We start from the raw sequence: 18,376 nt of genomic DNA, 5'->3' as shown, positions 1-18,376 counted from the left end.
TCCGTCGTGCCTGGTGGCGCTGGTTGACCGCTGGGGTTGGCGACGCGGTCGAGCTGCGGTACTGGCGGTGCGGGTCAGTGCCGTCGGGCCAGTTCGAGGAACGACCGCCAGGCGGCCGGGGCGAAGGCGAGCACCGGCCCGGCCGGATCCTTGCTGTCGCGCACCGCAACGACGCCTACCAGGTTGTCGGCCACCTCGACACAGTCACCGCCGGACGAGTTGCTGCGGGTGGACTTCCGCCACCGGGCGTCACTGAGGTCCATGCTGGCTCTCAACTTCCTTGATGAGGTCGAGGGAGAGGTCTTCCGGAAGGGCGACTGTCCGCACGCCCTCCCATCTGCCGAGGAGCTTAATCACCTTCTCGTCGGTGTCGGCGGACTCGCCGCCGAGCTGGCTGTCCAGGTGTCCGATCCAGGTGCCGTCGGGCAGCATGGCGAGCAGAAGCGGCCCGTCGAGGCCGACGTGCAGGCCGGCGCGGGCCGGGATGATGTGGATGTGGACGTGCGGTAGCTCGGCCTCCCGCACCAGGTGCGCGAGTTGTTCGGCCATGATGGCGTTGGCGCGACGTAGGGCTGCTTCGTCTATTACCGCGAAGATCTGCGGCGGGCGCTCGCGGCGCAGAATCTCCTGGCGCTCCATCCGGGCCGCCACCTGCTGCTCGATTTCCTGCTCCGGACAGGTGTCGTCAAACCGCAGCACCGTGCGCGCATAGTTCTCGGTCTGGAACAGGCCGGGGATGAGGGTCGGGTTGAAGTAGCGCAGTTGCTTTGCGGCGCGTTCGGCTTTCAGCCAGGGCATGAACCAGGCGGGCTGGGCGTCCTGCTGGGCGGTGCGCAGGAGGGACTCGAAGAGGCCGCCAGTTTCCAGGATCTCGTCCGCGCGGCGGGCGTACGGCAGGTCGACCGGGCGGGTGCCGGTTTCCACGGCGGACACTGTGGAGGCCGAGTAGTTGGTGCGTTTGCCGAACTCCTCCTGGTTCATGCCGGCCAGTGCCCGCTGCTTGCGTAACTGGACGCGGATCAGATCCACGCTCTGCTCACCTTCCACCGCGCCTCCAGGAGCCTCGTCAAGATCGCCAACGGCTGCCGAGCGGCCGCCAAGATCCACGGGATGTCACCGAGGTCAGGCTCGATGCGTTCCGAGCGTAGTGCTGTGGTCAGCAGACTGTCACGCAAGCGGATCCGCTCCCATCCAGACAGGGACGGGGCGGGTTCTGCACCGGGGCCGCCCTCGCGCTTCCCCCGCGTCGGGGCGGCCCCGGGTTAATCACTCGCTGTGGGTGCGTTTCTTGCTGCTCTGGCGACAAGAAACGTACCCAGATCTGTCTTTCGTGGAGGTCGACCATGCCGGTCGCCGGAGTTCGATGCCCGACCACAACGCCGCCGCGCCGCCGCGCCCGCGCCCGCCGCCCGACGACGCCGCCCGACAGCTCCTGGTCGGTCGGGCGTGGTCGGCCGGTGTGCCGGTTGGCGGGGCGGCGACGCCAGTGGGTGTCGGTCGAGTTGCCAGGTCCTGGCGGGTCGGCCGGTCGACGGTCGGCGGGGGAAGGGGGACCGTCGGTGATCAGCACTCGCCTGCCCACGCCGGGCCGAGGGCTGTACCCGCAACGTCCCGGCGCAGTCGGCACCGGCCCGCCGCACACGCCGCTGCGTCCGATGTGGTGCTGCCGGGCCTGCGGGCAGCCGTGGCCGTGCGCGCCCGCGCGGCTGTTGCTGCGCGCGGAGTACGCGCGCAACCGCACCGGGCTGTCGATCTACCTGGCCGGGCTGATGTACGAGGCCATGCGCGACCTCTACCACCTCAACCCGCACGACGGTCCGGACCCGAAGACGCTGTTCGACCGGTTCCTCGCCTGGGGCTCGCCCCGCAGGCGGAGGGTGGAAGCGAGTCGATGATCAGGCGTTCGACGTCGGCCCAGGTGGGTGTGAGGTGACCGTAGTCGGGGACCGGGCGGCGCTGGGGGCCGAAGAAGTACTGGTGGGTGACGGCACCCCGGATCGCGGCGTGTACCTCGGGATGGTCGTCGACGAAGTGGGTGAGCGCCAGGTCGAGGCAGTGTTGCCGCTTGTCGGCGCGGGCCCGGCAGAACCGTACCTGCGCGGGGTCGACGCCGCTGCGCCGGTGGAAGTCGTGGGCGGCGAGCCAGCGCAGGGTACGGGCCTGCACCCGCGGGCCACACTTGGAGACCAGCCAGACCCGGCCGTCGAAGCGGGGGACCAGGCGGGCGATGGTCTCCACCGCACCGGGTACCTCGGGGGTGGCCAGCATGGTGGCCTCGTTGCCGCTGAAGAAGGCGGTGTCGTCGCTGCTCGGGTGGGCGGAGCCGTCGATGATGACCCGGCCGATGTCGATGCCGAGTCGGGGAATGTCCTCGTTCACGTCACCCAGCATCGGGCCGGATGAGCGTACGCAGAACTATTGTTTTGCCGGTGATCTATAGTGCTGCGTTATGACTGGGCGGGAGTTGCTGGAGGCCGATGCGCTCCGCTGTTTCGCGGTCTTCGCCGAGCACCGCAACTTCACCGCCGCCGCGGCGGCACTGCACATCAGCCAGCCCGCCCTGCATGTGAAGATCCGTAAGCTGGCGGCGGCTCTCGACGTCGACCTGTACCAGCGCGACGGGCGGCGGCTGATCCTGACCGTCGCCGGTGAACGCCTCGCCGCGTACGCGTTGGACTCGCGGCGGCGGACCGACGAGTTCCTCAGGGAACTGCACCACGAGTCGACGCCCACGCTGACCGTCGCGGCCGGTCGGGGCGCGCTGCGCTGGGTGGTCGGCGAGGCGATCCGGCAGGTCGGTCGGCAGGGCCGCCGGGTCCACGTGATCACCGCTGACCGCGATGCCGCGCTCGCGGCCCTGCACGCGGGTCAGGCCGACCTGGCGGTCATCGCCCACGATCCGCCGACGCGGCAGGTCGAAGCGGTTCAGATCGCCGCGTACCGGCAGGTGCTCGTGCTCGGCGAGCGGCACCCGCTCGCCGAGCGTCGGCAGGTCCGGCTGCGCGACCTCGACGGCCTCGACCTGGTGGTACCCCCGGCCAATCGACCGCACCGGCGGGCGCTGGACCGGGCGCTGCTCGATGCGGGCGTACGGTGGCAGGTCGCCGCCGAGGTCGACGGCTGGGACCTGCTGGTGCACCTGGCCGGGCTGGGTGTCGGGGCCACCGTGGTCAACGGCTGCGTGGGGCTGCCCGACGGTCTGCGCGCCGTGCCGATCGACGGCCTGCCGAAGATCCGCTACTGGGCCACCTGGCGGCAACCGCGAGCCCATCTGGTCCGCGACTTCCTCAGCCAGTTCCCGCCGCCCGACGGCACCGGCCGAACCGGGGTGTCCCCGCCCGTCGAGCCCGACCGGGCCGGAACGCCCCGATGACCGGGCGGCTCACCTCGACCAGCAAGTTCCTGTCGTACGTGCTGCGGCATCGGCCGGACGCCGTCGGGGTCACCCTCGACGAGGCGGGCTGGGTGCCGGTGGACGTGCTGCTCGCCGCGCTGGCCCGGCACGGTCGGCCGGTCACCCCGGCGTTGCTCGACCAGGTGGTCGACGGCACCGACAAGCAGCGTTTCGAGGTCCGCGAGGGCCGGATCCGGGCCGCCCAGGGCCACACCATCCCGGTCGACCTGCAACTGGCACCGGCGGTGCCGCCGACGGTGCTCTACCACGGCACGGTGGTCCGGTTCCTGCCCGGCATCCGCGTCGACGGGCTGACGTCGGGTGAGCGTACCCATGTGCATCTGTCGTCCGACCTGGACACCGCCGCGCGGGTCGGTGCCCGGCGTGGCAGGCCGGTCGTGCTGCGTATCGACGCCGCCGGGATGCACGTCGCCGGCCTCGTTCTCTACCGGGCCGCCAACGGCGTCTGGCTCACCCGGCACGTGCCGCCGCGGTTCATCACCCTGCCGAGCTGACTCGGTGGCGGCGGGCCGCAAGCAAGACATCCACAAGCCTTGATATGTTATCGCTCACACGATACGGTCCGAGCGGGAGCCGGGCACACGCTTGACGCGCCCTGAAGCCGGTCCGGGATTCCGGCGAGTGGGCGAGACCGCGACGCCGACCGACGGGCGACGTGGATCCCGACCGGGTGCCGCCGAATCGATCACGGCCGCCCCGGGGTCCGCGGTGGGCACGTCCGTGCCGGACGGGTACGCGGAGCAGGGCGAGCTCATCGACCACCACCAACGGTGCAGCGGCACCTTCCGCGCGTCCGGTGCGACGCGGAGACGGAGCAACATGATGGTGAGACCCAGATCGATCTTCGGGCCCGCCGCGATCGCGGCGATGCTCGTGCTGAGCGTGGGCGGGGTGGCGCTGGCCACCGGCCCCACCGCGACGGCGTCGACCACCGACGTCGGCACCCTGGCCGCCACCGCAGGCTGCGGCCGCGCGCCGGGGCTCAACAGCGGTACGCACACGATCCAGAGCAACGGCAAGAGCCGCAGCTACATCCTGCGGATCCCGGCCAACTACAACAACAACCACCCGTACCGGCTGGTGCTCGGCTTCCACTGGCGCGGCGGCTCGGCCGTCGACGTGGACACCGGGCAGACGGTGCAGCGGGACACCTGGTCGTACTACGGGCTGCGGCAACTGGCCAACAACAGCACCATCTTCGTGGCGCCGCAGGGCCTCAACGCCGGCTGGGCCAACTCCGGCGGCGAGGACGTCACCTTCGTCGACGACCTGCTCCGGCAGGTGGAGGCGAACCTCTGCGTGGAGACCACGCAGCGCTTCGCCCTCGGCTTCAGCTGGGGCGGCGGGATGAGCTACGCGCTGGCCTGCGCCCGACCCAACGTGTTCCGCGCGGTCGCGGTGTACGCCGGTGGCCAGATCAGCGGATGCAGCGGCGGCAACGGTCGGATCGCCTACTTCGGGGCGCACGGCATCCGGGACAACGTCCTCGGCATCTCCGGTGGACGGTCGCTGCGCGACCGGTTCGTCAACAACAACGGGTGCACCCCGCAGAACCCGCCGGAGCCGTCCCAGGGCAGCCTGACCCACCGCACCACCACGTACTCCGGCTGCGCGGCGGGCTACCCGGTGGTGTGGGCCGCCTTCGACGAGGGGCACATCGCCGCACCGCAGGACGGCGCACCCGGTGACAGCGGTTCCCGGACCTGGCTGCCGGCGGAGACCTGGCGGTTCTTCACCCAGTTCGGCAGCGGCACCCCGCCGCCGGACCCGACCACTCCGCCGCCCGGCCCCACCACGCCGCCGCCCGGCCCGACGACCCCGCCGCCGGGTGGTGCCTGCCGCGTCGCGGTGACGGTCAACGCCTGGAACAACGGCCTGACCCAGGACCTCACCATCACCAACACCGGTGGCAGCGCGATCAACGGCTGGTCGCTGGTGTTCACCCTGCCCGGCGGGCAGAACATCACCGGTGGCTGGAACGCCAGCTACTCGCCCACCTCCGGGCAGGTGACCGCCCGCAACGTGTCGTACAACGGCAGCATCGCCCCGGGTGCCTCGGTCAGCATCGGCTTCCAGGCCACCCACACCGGCGACTCGGCGAGACCGTCGTCGTACACGCTCAACGGCGCCACCTGCACCATCGCCTGACCCCCGATCGACGGTCCCCGGCCACGCCACCAGCGCGGCCGGGGACCGCCGCGCGCCGGGCCTCGGCGCGCCGAGCAACAACGCCGAAGTTGCTGGATGCGGGCCGGGTCGATACCGCAACATCGGCGTACCTGTCGGGCGTGCTCCCGTGCGGTGGCCGGGGACCGACAAGGATGCGTGTTTATGCTGAGGGGCGCATAGTCTTGCTGCGGAGTCGATGAGGAGAGTCATCAGGTGGACGTCGCCGCCCCTCGGGGTTTTCGTGCACTGGTCGGCAACGTCGGTCTCCGCGACGACGGCGACGACTTCACCGCGCTCGTCTCGGAAGTGCCGGCGGTCAGCGCGGCGGTCTTCACCCGCTCGCGGTTCGCCGGGCCCAGCGTGCTGCTCAGCCGATCGGCCCGTACGTCGGCGGCGCGTGGGGTGGTCGTGCTCGCCCGCAACGCCAACGTGGCCACCGGCGACGAGGGCATGGCCAACGCCCGGGAGATCCAGGCCACGGTCGCGGCGGCGGTCGGGCTGGAGGCGGACGAGCTGCTGATCGCCTCGACCGGCGTGATCGGCCGGCAGTACCCGATGCCCCGGCTGCGCGAGCACCTGGCCGAGCTGCGCTGGCCGTTCCCGCCCGCGGATTTCGACCGGGTGGCTGCCGCGATCATGACGACCGACACCCACCCGAAGGTGGTACGGGCACGGTGTGGCGAGGCCACCATCGTCGGGGTCGCCAAGGGCGTCGGCATGATCGAACCGAACATGGCCACCCTGTTGACCTTCTTCTGCACCGACGCCGAGATCGGATCCGACGATCTCGACCGGGTGTTCCGCGCGGTGATCGACCGGACCTTCAACGCGGTGAGCATCGACACCGACACCTCGACCAGTGACACCGCGGCCATCTTCGCCAACGGGCTCGCCGGACCGGTGGACGTCGACGAGTTCGCCGAGTCACTGCGTACCTGCGCCCTCGAACTGGTGCGGATGGTGGCCCGTGACGGTGAGGGGGCCAGCAAGCTGATCGAGGTCCGGGTGACCGGGGCCCGCGACGACGACCAGGCCAAGCGGGTCGGCAAGACGATCGTGAACTCGCCGCTGGTGAAGACCGCGGTCCACGGCGCCGACCCGAACTGGGGTCGGGTGGCGATGGCGGTGGGCAAGTGCGAGGACGACGACGACATCCGGCCGGAACGGGTTCGCATCGGTTTCGGTGGGCTGGCGGTCTATCCCACGCCGGCGACCGACGAGGTGCTGCGGTTGTTGCAGGAACACCTGCGCCGCGACCACGTGGTGATCGAGGTCGACCTCGGCATCGCCGCCGGGTCGTTCGTCGTCTACGGCTGCGATCTGACCGAGGGGTACATCCGGATCAACGCCGACTACACCACCTGACGACGCCCGGGGTGCAGCTGTCCGGGGCCGGGCCGGCGAGTCAGGCGCGAGGCGGCAGAATTGCCGGGTGCCTGTGGAGCTGATCACCGAGCCGGACGACGAGCGGATCGCCGACTATCGCGCGCTCACCGACGTGGAGTTGCGCACCCGGTGGGAGCCGCCGCACGGGCTGTTCATAGCCGAAGGGGAGCTGGTGCTGCGCCGGGCGCTGCGGGCCGGCTACCCGGCCCGGTCGTACCTGGTCGACGCCAAACGGGTCGACCAGCTCGCCGACCTGGACACCGGCGACGCCCCGGTGTACGCCGCCACCCCCGACGTGTTGCAGGAGGCCACCGGCTTCCACGTGCACCGGGGGGTGCTCGCCTCGTTCCGCCGCAAGCCGCTGCCCAGCGCCGCCGAGGTGCTGGCCACGGCCCGTCGGACGGTCATCCTCGAAGACGTCAACAACCACACCAACCTGGGGGCGATCTTCCGGGCCGTCGCCGCGCTCGGGGTGGACGCGGTGCTGCTCTCGCCGTCCTGCGCCGACCCGCTCTACCGGCGCAGCGTACGGGTCAGCATGGGCGAGGTGTTCGCCGTGCCGTACGCGAAACTGGATCCCTGGCCGACGGCGTTGGCGCAGGTACGCGACGCCGGCTTCACCGTGCTGGCGATGACCCCGGCCCCCGACGCGGTACCCATCCAGCGGCTGACGCCCGCCCAGCGGGCCCGGGCCGCGCTGCTGCTCGGTGCCGAGGGCGCCGGGCTGACCCAGGCGGCGATGGCCGCCAGTGACGTGCGGGTGGTGATCCCGATGCGGCGCGGTGTCGACTCGCTCAACGTCGCCGCGGCCACCGCCGTGGCCTGCTGGGAACTGGGGCGCGACGACCCGCTCTGAGCTGACCTGCGGTTACCGGCAGCGGAATCACGGACGGTAACGTGTCGCGGGTGTTCCCCACCGTCCGTCAGGTCCTGGCGCTTGACCCGGTCCGTCGTGGCGCCCCGCGTCTGGTCGCCGGAGAGGCGGGACTGGACCGGCCGGTGCGGTGGGTGCACGTGGCCGAGGTACCCGACATCGCCACCCTGCTCGGTGGTGGCGAACTGGTGCTCACCACCGGCATCGGGTTGCCGGCCGACGACGCCGGGCTGCGGGCGTTCATCGCCGACCTGGCCGGTGTCGGCGTCTCCGGACTGGTGGTCGAACTCGGTCGCCGCTACCTCACCGGGGTACCGAAGGTGATGGCCGCCGCTGCCGGGCGGCACGGCCTGCCGCTGGTGGAGCTGCGCCGGGCCACCCCGTTCGTACGGATCACCGAGGCGGTGCACGCCCTGATCGTGGACGCCCAGCTCACCGAGTTGCGGGCGACCGAGGAGATCCACCAGCGGTTCACCGAACTGTCGGTGGAGGGCGCCGAACCGGACGAGGTGATCCGGCAGGCCGCCGAGCTGTCCGGCTGCCCGGTGGTGCTGGAGAACCTGTCCCGTCAGGTGCTCGCCTACGACCCGGCGCGGGAGAACGCCGCACTGCTGCTCGACGGGTGGGAGCAGCACTCGCGTCGGATCCGGCCCGCCGGGCGTACGGCGTACGACCCGGACAGCGGCTGGCTGGTCACCATGGTCGGCGCCCGGGGCGAGGACTGGGGTCGACTGCTGCTGCGCTGGCCGGGCGGTGTCGACCTCAGCCCGGGCGGCGCCGACCCGCGCGGACCGGGCGACGACGAGTCGGGTAAAGCGGACGCGGTAAGTGGCCTCGCCGTGCCGCCGACCCGGCTGACCATCCTGGTGGAGCGGGCCGCATCGACCCTGGCCCTGGGGCGGCTGATCCGCCGCGACGCCGAAGGGTGGGAACGGCAGATCCACCGCACCCTGCTCACCGCGCTGCTGGACCGCACCCGGCCGGTCGACGAGGTGGCCCTGCGGGCGCGGGCGCTGGGGCTGACGCTGGACCGCCGACACCTGGTCGGGGTGGTGGTGCGGCATCGCGGTGAGGACCCGGCAGACAACGGCCCGGCCGCTGACCCGGGTGGTGATCCTGGCCTGGCCGGCGTGGAACCCGGGGCGGCCCGCCTGCGGGATCTCGCCGAGACGGTAGGTCAGGCGCTGCGCGAGGCGAAGCTGACCGGGCTGACCAGTGCGGTCGACGACCAGGCGGTCGGGGTGCTGCTGGCTCTCGCCGACGCGGCGGGGGAGGAGCGTGCCCTGACGGCGTTCGCGGCCGCGCTGCGCCGTACCCGACCCGACAGCCGCCCGCCCGACCCGGCGTCGCGCCGCCCCGGCAACCTGATCATCGCCGCCGGCTCGGGCGTGAGCAGCCTGCGGGAGGCGGGACGATCCCTCATCGAGGCCCGGCAGGTCGCCGAGGCGGCCCGGCGGGACCGACGAGACCTGCCGATCTTCCGGCTGCCGCACGTCGGGCTCGCCGGGCTGCTGCACCTGCTGCGCGACGAGCCGCGCCTGCAGACGTTCGTCGAGCGCGAGCTGGGAGCCCTGCTGGCGTACGACGCCCGGCATCCGCGCGAGCAACTGCTCGGCACCCTGCGCGCGTACCTGGAGCAGGGCCGGAACAAGTCGGCGGCGGCCTCGGCGGCGCACCTGTCCCGACCTGCCTTCTACGAACGGCTGGCCCGCATCGGTCGGATCCTCGACGTCGACCTGGACTCGGTCGACGCCTGCCTCTCCCTGCACGTCGCCCTGCTCGCCCTGGACGCCATCCGCACCCCCTGACTCCCTCCCCGCGCGGCGCTCACCGCCCCTTGTGCGTGGCGGTGCGGCGCTCACCGCCCCTTATGCGGTGAGCGAGTTCAGGGCCTTGGCGTAGGTGGGCGGCACGTAGGAGGGGCCGCCGCTCGGGGTGAAGGTGTCGGAGCTGGCGGCGGTCTCCCAGACGGTGTCGGGCAGGGCGGCGACCAGGGCGGTCACCACCGCAGTGTCCCGCCACTCGGGCTGCTGGGCGAGCAGGCTCAGCGCGACCACCGACTCCTCGACCTCGCCGACGCACTCGAACGGCTTGTGCCCGTCGATGCCGAGCAGTTCCCGGTACCCGGGGATCTGGGTGGCGTCGGCGAGCAGGTCACCGCCGAAGATGTGGGTGATCCGCTCGCGGGACATGAACGGCGCCAGCGCCAGGAAGACGAACCGGCACTTGGGGCAGTCGCGGCACCAGCGTTCGCTCGCGTCGCGCAGCTTGAAGGCGGCGTTGCAACTGGTCACCACGTCGTCGTACCGGTCGATGGTGGCGAACAGTCGGGCGATGTGCAGCTCCGACAACGGGCGCAGCAGGGAGAAGTACGGCTCGGTCAGCCCGGCGTGCTCGGCCAGGGCGGCCCGCAGCAGCCCTTCGGCCGCCACCCCCTTGGACCACTGGTGGTTGATCTCGTGACCGTTCCAGATCAGGTTCGGGTCGGAGGCAGAGCGCTCGTTGGACATCACCACCGGGCCCAGGCCGTGCAACACCGCCGTGGCGACCGCGATCAGTGAGTTGATCGCGGTGACCGGGATGTGCCCGTTACGGGCCCCGGCCGCGTTCAGCTCGAACAGCACCGGGTCGAGGCGTCGCCGCGCCGCCAGCGCGGTGAGCCCGGAGGCGGCGTTCACCGCCTTGATCACATGGTTCGGGTTGACCGAGAACGGCACCGGGTCGAGACCGGCGCGGCGCAACGCCTCCAGGCTGACGATCGAGTCCTTGCCGCCACCCACCGCAGACAGCGGCCGCCGGTCGGAGTTGTCGTACTCGGCGGCGGGGCGTACCCGGCCGGGCGGGATCTGCGGCGTCAACTCCAGCACGTACGGCAGCTGGTTGCGGTAGGCGTACTCGGCCAGGCCCTTGGTGTAGACGGCGGTGACGAACTCGGCGGCGGCCGGGCCGAGCGGCGCCGGCAGCACGAGCTGCCCCGGCGCGGCGGCCTTGTAGTAGCTGACCCCGGCCACCACGTGCAGCAGCTCCAGGACCCGGCCGAGGGCCGCCACGGCCGCGTCCGACGGTGACTGCTCGGGAACCGGCAACGTGATCACTTCGGTGAACCGCTGCTCGCCGTCCGGGCCGGTCAGCGCGTAGTCGAACAGCGCCTCGCCGGTGGAGAGGTCGATCGAGTAGGACGGGAAGGTGAAGGAGTCCATCCGCGCCAGCTGCGTGTTGGGCACACGCCATACTAGGCCCTGGTTCGTCCGGCCGTGCCCGGCTCCGCCGGACCGTGTACGTGCCCTGCCCGCCGTCGCCCCGAGGAGAAGTTGTGCGCCTGTCTGACCTGCGCGGACGTACCGTCGCCGTCTGGGGGGCCGGCCGGGAGGGCCGGGCCGCGGTGATCGCGATCGCCGCCCATGGGCCGGCGGACCTGGTCGCCGTGGACGACAGCGCGAACTTCCTCACGCTGCCGTGGGAGGGGCCGCTGGCCGAGGCCGCCCCGCTGATCACCGGCGAGGAGGGCTTCGCGCGGCTGGCCGCCGCCGACGTGGTGGTCCGCTCGCCGGGCGTGCCGCAGACCCACCCGTGGCTGGTGGAGCTGCGTCGCCGGGGCGTCACGATCACCCAGGGCACCGCGTTGTGGATGGCCGACCACGGGGAGCGCACCGTCGGGGTGACCGGCAGCAAGGGCAAGAGCACCACGTCCAGCCTTATCCACCACCTGTTGACGGCGATGGACCGGCCCAACGTCTTCGGCGGCAACATCGGCGTACCGACGCTCGACCTGCCGGAGGCGGAGTTGTACGTGCTGGAGCTGTCCAGCTACCAGTGCAGCGACCTGACCGACTCGCCCCGGGTGGCGGTGGTGACCGCGTTGTTCCCCGAGCACCTCGACGCACACGGCGGCGAACGGGAGTACTACCGCGACAAACTCAACCTGATCGCGTACGGGCCGCGCACGGTGGTGGTCAACGGCGCCGACCCCCGGCTGGCGTTCGAGCTGGGCGACCGGGCGGCGATCCGCGCCGGCACCGCGGAGTCGGTGAACGTGGCCGGCGGGCCGGACGGTACCCCCTGGTTCCACCTGGTCGACCGGCCGCTGTTCCCCCGGGCGGTGCTGCCGCTGGTCGGCCGGCACAACGAGGGCAACCTCTGCGTCGCCCTGGCGGTGCTCGACGCGCTCGGTGTGGACATCGTCGGCCGCAAGGACGCCCTGGCCGTGGCGGTGGCCGAGTTCCAGGGGCTGGCCCACCGGCTGACCGAGATCGTCGACCCGTCCGGCCTGACCTTCGTCGACGACACCCTGGCCACCAGCCCGTACGCGGCCATTCACGCCATCGACGCGTACGAGGGACGGCCGTTGACCGTGATCGTCGGCGGCAACGACCGAGGTGTCGACTACACCCCGCTGCGGGAGCACCTGGCCGAGCGGGAGTTGACCGTGATCGGCATCCCGGACAGCGGCCCACGCATCATCGAAGCGCTCGCCGGCCTGCCGAAGGTGCGTACCGACCTGGTCGACGACCTCACCACCGCCGTCCAACTGGCCCGCCAGGTCACCCCGGCCGGCGGCGTCGTCCTCCTCTCCCCGGCCGCCCCCAGCTACGGCCGCTTCCGCAACTTCGAACACCGCTCGGAGGTCTTTGCCCAAGCCGTCCGAGCCACCGCCCCCACCCACCCCTGACCCTTGTTGATCATGAGGTTGGCCGGGAATTTTGTCCTGATTCACTGCCGCTAACCTCATGATCAACAAGGGTGGTGTGGAGGGTGCGGAGGGAGCGGATGGTGGAGCGGATCTCCTGGAGGTAGCGGCCGGGGGTGGGGGTCGGCTCGGGTAGCTGGGTCAGGTCGGGCAGGGTGGGGTCGACGCCGATCGTGTCGACCTCGCAGTGGTACGGCAGGGCGAGGGTGCGTAGGGCGTCGCAGTGCTGGAACGGTACGTAGATCGGTGCGGTGACCAGCAGTACGTCGTCGGCGCGGGCGAGTTGGGCGTGCTCGGCCCAGAAGCGCTGGGTGTCGGCGGTGTGCGCGCGGCGGCGTTCCGGCTCGCTCGACGGGGCGGCCAGCACCCGCACCGGCGGCTGCCCGGCGGGCCGGTAGGTGCGTGACGACCAGGAGTGGTGCGGGTGGTCGGCATCCAGGCCGTCCTCGGTTTCCGGCGTGGACACCGCGAACGTACGCCGTACCGCCGCGTCCAGCGCGTCGACCTCGGTGTCGCAGCCGGTCACCCCGACCTCGGCGAGGGTACGCCGTTCCACCTCGGACAGCGGCCGGAAGCTGCCCAGCACCGCCACCTCGCCGGCGACGTCCACCCCGGTGCGCAGCAGATGCCCGGCGTACGCGACCCGGCGCAGGCAGGCGTGCGCCAGGCCGCCCAGCACCACCAGATGGGCGTACCGGTTGCGGGCCGGTGGCCGGGCGCGGACCAGGCCGAGCGCGTCGGCGCAGCGGTACACCAACTCGACGGTGGCCGGGTCGAGGGTGGGTTCCCGGGCCTCGGGGCGTTCCCGGCCGGCGCGGAAGTCCCAGCACCGGGCGGAGAAGTCGTCCAACCCGGCGAGCACCGCGCCGAGATCGCCGCGTGGCCATCGCCCACCGAAGTGCGCCACCAGCCCGCGTAGCGGGGCACTGCCGACCCAGCCGGCGATGCCGTCCACGCGCACATCCCCGCCGGTCTCAGCCGCCCTGCCGGTCCCGCTGGATCTGCCGGTCCCGCTGGCTCTGCCGGTCTCAGCGGCCCAGGCGGCCTGCGGCAGGGGCACGGTCGGGGTGCTCGGCGGTGCCGGGGACGAGCGGTTGGGGTCGGTGGTGCCGGGCGACGGAACGGCACACTCAGACACGGATCGGATGCTACCGGCCGACGGCGGCACCCCGTCGCAGTAACGAGGTGTTGGCCGGGCTGGCAACGGAAAACGCGGCCCGTGGCCCGATGCGGCCACCGGAAGCGCGGCGATGCGACCGAAGCGCCACGGAAAGCGTTGACGTTGTGTCAGGGAGTGTGGGTCCATCCGCGACACGTTGACTCTTGTCCGGGCAGCGACGGTGGTGAAAGCGTGCCGGTACCGCGAACCGAAGGGGCGACGATGACCTCCGACGACCTGCTGGCTCGACACCGGGCCGTGCTTCCGTCCTGGATGCTGCTCTACTACGCCGATCCGATCGAGGTGGTCTCCGGCGAAGGCCGCCGGGTCACCGACGCGCAGGGCCGCACCTACCTGGACTTCTTCGGCGGGGTGCTGACCAACATGATCGGGTACGACATCCCCGAGATCCGGGAGGCGGTGCAGCGGCAACTGGCCACCGGGATCGTGCACACCTCGACGCTCTATCTGATCCGTCAGCAGGTCGAACTGGCCGAGAAGATCGCCCGCCTGTCCGGCATCCCGGACGCGCGGGTCTTCTTCACCAACTCCGGCACCGAGGCCAACGAGGCCGCGCTGCTGATGGCCACCAACTTCCGCCGCTCCCACCAGGTCCTCGCGGTCCGCAACAGCTACCACGGCCGGTCGTACGCGACGATGGGCATCACCGGCAACCGGGGCTGGTCGGCAAGCCAGCTCAACCCGCTGCAGGTGGCCTGGCTGCACTCCGGTGAGCGGCTGCGCGGTCTGCTGTCCCGACTGCCGGAGGCCGACCGGATCGACGCGGCGGTGGAGGACCTGCGGGAGGTGCTCGCCACCCAGACCAGCGGGGACGTGGCCTGCCTGCTCGCCGAGCCGATCCAGGGCGTCGGCGGCTTCGTACACGGCCCCGACGGGCTGTTCGCCGCCTGGAAGAAGGTCCTCGACGAACACGGCATCCTGCTCGTCTCCGACGAGGTGCAGACCGGTTGGGGGCGTACCGGCGAACACTTCTGGGGTTACCAGGCGCACGGCGTCACCCCGGACCTGCTCACCTTCGCCAAGGGCATCGGCAACGGCTTCGCCCTGGCCGGCGTGGTCGGTCGGGCCGAGGTGATGGAGTCGGTGCCGGCGATCAGCTTCTCCACCTTCGGCGGCAACCCGGTCTCCACCGCCGCCGGCAACGCGGTCCTGGACTACCTGCTCGACCACGACCTCCAGGCCAACGCCGCCCGCACCGGCGCGATCCTCGTCGACGGCCTGCGCGCCGCCGTGGGTGGCCTCGACTGCGTCGCCGAGGTACGGGGCAAGGGCCTGATGCTCGGCGTCGAGTTCGTCCGACCGGGCACCGCCGAGCCGGACGCGGCACTGGCCGCCGGCGTCTTCGAGGCGTGCAGGGCCGGTGGCCTGCTGGTCGGCAAGGGCGGCCTCCACGGCAACGTGCTGCGGATGGGACCGCCGCTGACGCTGACCGAGGACGAGGCCCGCGAGGGTCTGGCCATCCTGGTCGAGGCGATCCGCTCCTGCGCCGCCGAGGCGGTGGCCCCGTGAGCGCGAGGAGTGAGCCGGTTCTGCGAGCCCCGCAGTCGCGAACGAAGGAGGCATCCGTGAGCGCGAGGAGTGAGCCGGTTCTGCGAGCCCCGCAGTCGCGAACGAAAGGCTGTTCAGCATGAACCTCATCGGGCACTTCGTCGACGGCAAGCGGGTCAGCGGCAGCTCGGCGCGCCGTGGTGACGTCTTCGATCCGGCCACCGGTCGGCGTACCGCGCAGGTGGAGCTGGCCTCCGCCACGGACGTCGCGGTCGCGGTGGAGGCCGCCGAGCGGGCGGCCCGCAGCTGGCGGGACGCCTCGCTGGCCAAGCGGACCGCGGTGCTGTTCGCCTTCCGCGAGCTGGTCCACGCCCGCCGCGACCGGCTCGCCGAGGTGATCACCGCCGAGCACGGCAAGGTGCTCGCCGACGCCGCCGGCGAGGTGCAACGCGGCCTGGAGGTCATCGAGTACGCCTGCGGCATCCCCTCGGCCCTGCGCGGCGGCTACAGCGAGAACGTCTCCACCGAGGTCGACTCGTACAGTCTGCGCCAACCGCTCGGGGTGGTCGCGGTGATCAGCCCGTTCAACTTCCCGGTGATGGTGCCGCTGTGGTTCGTCCCGGTGGCGGTGGCCGCGGGCAACGCCGTGGTGCTCAAGCCGAGCGAGAAGGACCCGAGCGCGGCCCTGCTGCTGGCCGAATGGTTCGCCGAGGCCGGCCTGCCCGACGGGGTGCTCAACGTGGTCAACGGCGACAAGGAGGCGGTCGACACGCTGCTGGAACACCCGGCGGTCAAGGCGGTGTCGTTCGTCGGCTCCACCCCGGTCGCCCGGTACGTGTACCAGCGCGCCACCATGGCCGGTAAGCGGGTGCAGGCGCTCGGCGGGGCGAAGAACCACATGGTGGTGCTGCCCGACGCCGACCTGGACCTGGCCGCCGACGCGGCGGTCAACGCCGGGTTCGGTTCGGCGGGGGAGCGGTGCATGGCGATCTCCGCGCTGGTGGCGGTGGAACCGGTCGCCGACGAGTTGGTGGCGCGCATCGCGCAGCGGATGGCCGGCCTGCGTACCGGCGACGGTCGGCGCGGCTGCGACATGGGTCCGCTGGTCACCGCCGCGCACGCAGACCGGGTACGTTCCTATGTGGACGCCGGGGTGGCCGCCGGCGCGGTGCCGGTGATCGACGGCCGCGACGTGACCCCCGACGGCGACCCGGACGGCTTCTGGCTCGGCCCCACCCTGTTCGACCACGTCACCCCCGACATGTCGATCTACACGGACGAGATCTTCGGGCCGGTACTGTCGGTGCTGCGGGTCGCCTCATACGACGAAGCGGTGGCACTTGTCAACGCCAGCCCGTACGGCAACGGCACGGCGATCTTCACCAACGACGGCGGTGCCGCCCGGCGCTACCAGCACGAGGTGGAGGTCGGCATGGTCGGCGTCAACGTGCCGATCCCGGTGCCGATGGCGTACTACTCGTTCGGCGGCTGGAAGTCCTCGCTCTTCGGTGACCTGCACGCGCACGGCCCGGACGGCGTCGCCTTCTTCACCCGGGGCAAGGTGGTCACCAGCCGCTGGCTCGATCCCCGCCACGGCGGGGTCAACCTCGGCTTCCCCACCCAGACCTGAGCAGCCGCAGCGCACCCGCCCCGACCAGGTACGCCACCAACGCGGCCACCGGCAGGCCGAACGGGTCCGGCGCGGTCTTCGCGGCGACGCTGTTGGCCGCCATCGCGTACACCACGGCCGCGTAACCGGCGACGGCGGTCGCGCCCCGGGCCACCGCCCACCGGCGCGACCGTCCGGCTCCCCCCGGACGGTCGGCTCCGCCCTTGCGTTGCTCGGGCTGCCGGCTGTTGGGCGGTTGATCCATGCGGTGGCGCTGCCCGCTGTCCGGTCGGTGCTGGCTGGTGGACTGCGGGTCGGTGGGCTGGTGTCGGGTCGCTGTTGAGCGGCCGGTGCGGGCTTCGATCGGGCCGAAGATCGTGACCAGTACGGCCAGCACCGCGCTCAGCATCAGCAGCCAGGGCAGCCGCCAGGCGAACCAGGCTCCCGTTCCGGCTGCCGGGGTGGGCAGCACCCCGAGCGCGTCCAACGCACCCACCAGCAGGATCACCGCGCTGAGGTGCCAGAGGAAGACGGTGAGCACGACCGAGTTGACGCCGATCACCGCCTGCCACGGTCGACTGCGGTGCAGCCACCGTTCGGCCCGGTCCCGCAGCAGCAGGATCAGCCCGAGCTGGGCGGTGGCCACGGCAAGCAACACCACGCTGGGCGGGGCGGCGTTGTCCAGCCGCTCACCCGGCACATTGATCATGCTCACCGGGTACGGTCCCGGTCCGGTGAGCAGCACCGCCACGGCCAGCCCACCCGCGATCATCAGCAACGCCGCCCGCCGCGACATCGGCAGGCAGCGGGTCCGGACCCAGGCGAAGCCACCTGTCGGTTGGCAGTTGCCCCGGCGGGCGTCGTACCAGGCGAAGCCGACCTGGTGGATGGCCAGCCAGCCGAACAGGTAGTTGGGTAGCGCCAGGTCGGCCGGACCGAACGCGCGGCCGAGGTCACCCAGCGCGACCAGCAGCGCCAGGACCGCGAGCACCGCCAACCCGAAGCGGCGGTGCAGCGCGTACATCACCGGGGTCAGCGGCACCACCGCGAGGTAGGCGGCGAGGAACCACAGCGGGACGGTCGCGAACCAGACCACCGTACGCACCTGACCCGGCTCGGCACCGACCAGCCGGGCGATCAGGGCGCTGCCGGCGAGCACCAGCACCAGTGCGGTGGTCGGCCGCAACAGCCGGGCGCTGCGCCCGAGCAGCCATCCGGTGGCGTCCCCGCCCCGAGCCCGCTGTGATGCGAGGGAGGCGGCGTTGGCGTACCCGCCGACCAGGAAGAACACCGGCATGACCTGGACGATCCAGGTCAGTGGATAGGCCCACGGTATCGCCGGCAGAGCCGAGTGCCCGTCGGGCCGCCCGTGCGGGCCGTAGTAGATGGTGGCGATCATCCAGTGACCGAAAACGACCAGCACGATCGCCAGGGCCCGGAGCAAATCGAGATAGCGCTCGCGGTCGGCCGGCGTCCGTGCGGCGAGTCGGGCCAACCGGCGCATGCACCGAGCGTATGCGAGCCGTCATGATCATCCGAGGCGATGCCGGTGCCCGGTTGGCGTCACG

General features: G+C 71.9%; 16 protein-coding genes. 10 read left to right on the top strand and 6 right to left on the bottom strand.

Features of this window, described 5'->3' with window-relative positions; genetic code table 11:
- Window positions 1-74: 74 nt before the first annotated feature.
- Window positions 75-263 (bottom strand): DUF397 domain-containing protein, encoded by a 189-nt coding sequence (locus JMF97_RS04665; RefSeq protein WP_203220412.1) that lies wholly within the window; start codon window positions 261-263, stop codon window positions 75-77.
- Window positions 250-1,047, bottom strand: coding sequence for a helix-turn-helix domain-containing protein (locus tag JMF97_RS04660; protein WP_203220411.1), 798 nt, complete (start codon window positions 1,045-1,047; stop codon window positions 250-252). Before JMF97_RS04660 ends, JMF97_RS04665 begins: the two co-directional genes overlap by 14 nt.
- A gap of 512 nt (window positions 1,048-1,559) precedes the next feature.
- On the opposite strand from JMF97_RS04660, the gene JMF97_RS04655 reads away from it, so the two are divergent.
- Entirely contained in the window at window positions 1,560-1,895 is a 336-nt protein-coding gene (locus JMF97_RS04655; protein ID WP_203220410.1) for a hypothetical protein, read from the top strand.
- On the opposite strand, the gene JMF97_RS04650 is transcribed toward JMF97_RS04655, so the two are convergent.
- Complete coding sequence (locus tag JMF97_RS04650) at window positions 1,801-2,391, bottom strand: hypothetical protein (protein ID WP_238358772.1); 591 nt, start codon at window positions 2,389-2,391, stop codon at window positions 1,801-1,803. The two genes, JMF97_RS04655 and JMF97_RS04650, sit on opposite strands and share 95 nt — an antisense overlap.
- A 58-nt stretch (window positions 2,392-2,449) precedes the next feature.
- Here JMF97_RS04650 and JMF97_RS04645 point away from each other — a divergent pair, with 58 nt between their 5' ends.
- From JMF97_RS04645 to JMF97_RS04620, 6 genes are all read left to right on the top strand, one after another.
- A complete protein-coding gene (locus JMF97_RS04645) occupies window positions 2,450-3,373 on the top strand; it encodes a LysR family transcriptional regulator (RefSeq protein WP_203220409.1) in 924 nt (307 codons plus the stop codon).
- Window positions 3,370-3,909 (top strand): RNA 2'-phosphotransferase, encoded by a 540-nt coding sequence (locus JMF97_RS04640; RefSeq protein WP_203220408.1) that lies wholly within the window; start codon window positions 3,370-3,372, stop codon window positions 3,907-3,909. Before JMF97_RS04645 ends, JMF97_RS04640 begins: the two co-directional genes overlap by 4 nt.
- 328 nt (window positions 3,910-4,237) lie before the next feature.
- Window positions 4,238-5,563, top strand: coding sequence for a CE1 family esterase (locus tag JMF97_RS04635; protein ID WP_238358771.1), 1,326 nt, complete (start codon window positions 4,238-4,240; stop codon window positions 5,561-5,563).
- A gap of 234 nt (window positions 5,564-5,797) precedes the next feature.
- Window positions 5,798-6,949, top strand: a complete 1,152-nt coding sequence (gene argJ / locus JMF97_RS04630) for a bifunctional glutamate N-acetyltransferase/amino-acid acetyltransferase ArgJ (RefSeq protein WP_203220407.1) — start codon at window positions 5,798-5,800, stop codon at window positions 6,947-6,949.
- Window positions 6,950-7,016: 67 nt separating this feature from the next.
- Complete coding sequence (locus JMF97_RS04625; RefSeq protein ID WP_043721406.1) at window positions 7,017-7,826, top strand: TrmH family RNA methyltransferase; 810 nt, start codon at window positions 7,017-7,019, stop codon at window positions 7,824-7,826.
- A 50-nt stretch (window positions 7,827-7,876) separates the two neighbouring features.
- On the top strand, window positions 7,877-9,652 hold the full coding sequence (locus tag JMF97_RS04620) for a PucR family transcriptional regulator (RefSeq protein WP_203220406.1): 1,776 nt from the start codon (window positions 7,877-7,879) through the stop codon (window positions 9,650-9,652).
- A 60-nt stretch (window positions 9,653-9,712) separates the two neighbouring features.
- On the opposite strand, the gene JMF97_RS04615 is transcribed toward JMF97_RS04620, so the two are convergent.
- Window positions 9,713-11,068, bottom strand: coding sequence for a MurL-like N-terminal domain-containing (locus JMF97_RS04615; protein ID WP_203220405.1), 1,356 nt, complete (start codon window positions 11,066-11,068; stop codon window positions 9,713-9,715).
- An 89-nt stretch (window positions 11,069-11,157) separates the two neighbouring features.
- Between JMF97_RS04615 and murD the strand changes: the two genes are divergently transcribed.
- Complete coding sequence (gene murD / locus JMF97_RS04610; RefSeq protein WP_203220404.1) at window positions 11,158-12,513, top strand: UDP-N-acetylmuramoyl-L-alanine--D-glutamate ligase; 1,356 nt, start codon at window positions 11,158-11,160, stop codon at window positions 12,511-12,513.
- A 10-nt stretch (window positions 12,514-12,523) separates the two neighbouring features.
- On the opposite strand, the gene JMF97_RS04605 is transcribed toward murD, so the two are convergent.
- Window positions 12,524-13,591 carry a hypothetical protein gene (locus tag JMF97_RS04605; RefSeq protein ID WP_498043304.1) on the bottom strand — a complete coding sequence of 356 codons (1,068 nt, stop codon included), beginning with the start codon at window positions 13,589-13,591 and terminating at the stop codon, window positions 12,524-12,526.
- Window positions 13,592-13,912: 321 nt separating this feature from the next.
- Here JMF97_RS04605 and JMF97_RS04600 point away from each other — a divergent pair, with 321 nt between their 5' ends.
- Window positions 13,913-15,220: an aspartate aminotransferase family protein gene (locus JMF97_RS04600; protein ID WP_203220403.1), complete on the top strand. Its 1,308-nt coding sequence runs from the start codon at window positions 13,913-13,915 to the stop codon at window positions 15,218-15,220.
- Between the two features lie 118 nt (window positions 15,221-15,338).
- A complete protein-coding gene (locus JMF97_RS04595; RefSeq protein WP_203220402.1) occupies window positions 15,339-16,829 on the top strand; it encodes a CoA-acylating methylmalonate-semialdehyde dehydrogenase in 1,491 nt (496 codons plus the stop codon).
- Here JMF97_RS04595 and JMF97_RS04590 read toward each other — a convergent pair.
- Window positions 16,801-18,312: an acyltransferase family protein gene (locus JMF97_RS04590; protein ID WP_203220401.1), complete on the bottom strand. Its 1,512-nt coding sequence runs from the start codon at window positions 18,310-18,312 to the stop codon at window positions 16,801-16,803. The genes JMF97_RS04595 and JMF97_RS04590 overlap by 29 nt on opposite strands.
- Between the last annotated feature and the right edge of the window lie 64 nt (window positions 18,313-18,376).

This window comes from Micromonospora fiedleri (assembly GCF_016774385.1).
In the GTDB taxonomy this organism is placed as follows: Bacteria; Actinomycetota; Actinomycetes; order Mycobacteriales; family Micromonosporaceae; genus Micromonospora; species Micromonospora gifhornensis.
The sequence above is the reverse complement of the archived record's forward strand: the minus strand, read 5'-3'. Positions and strand labels throughout refer to the sequence as shown.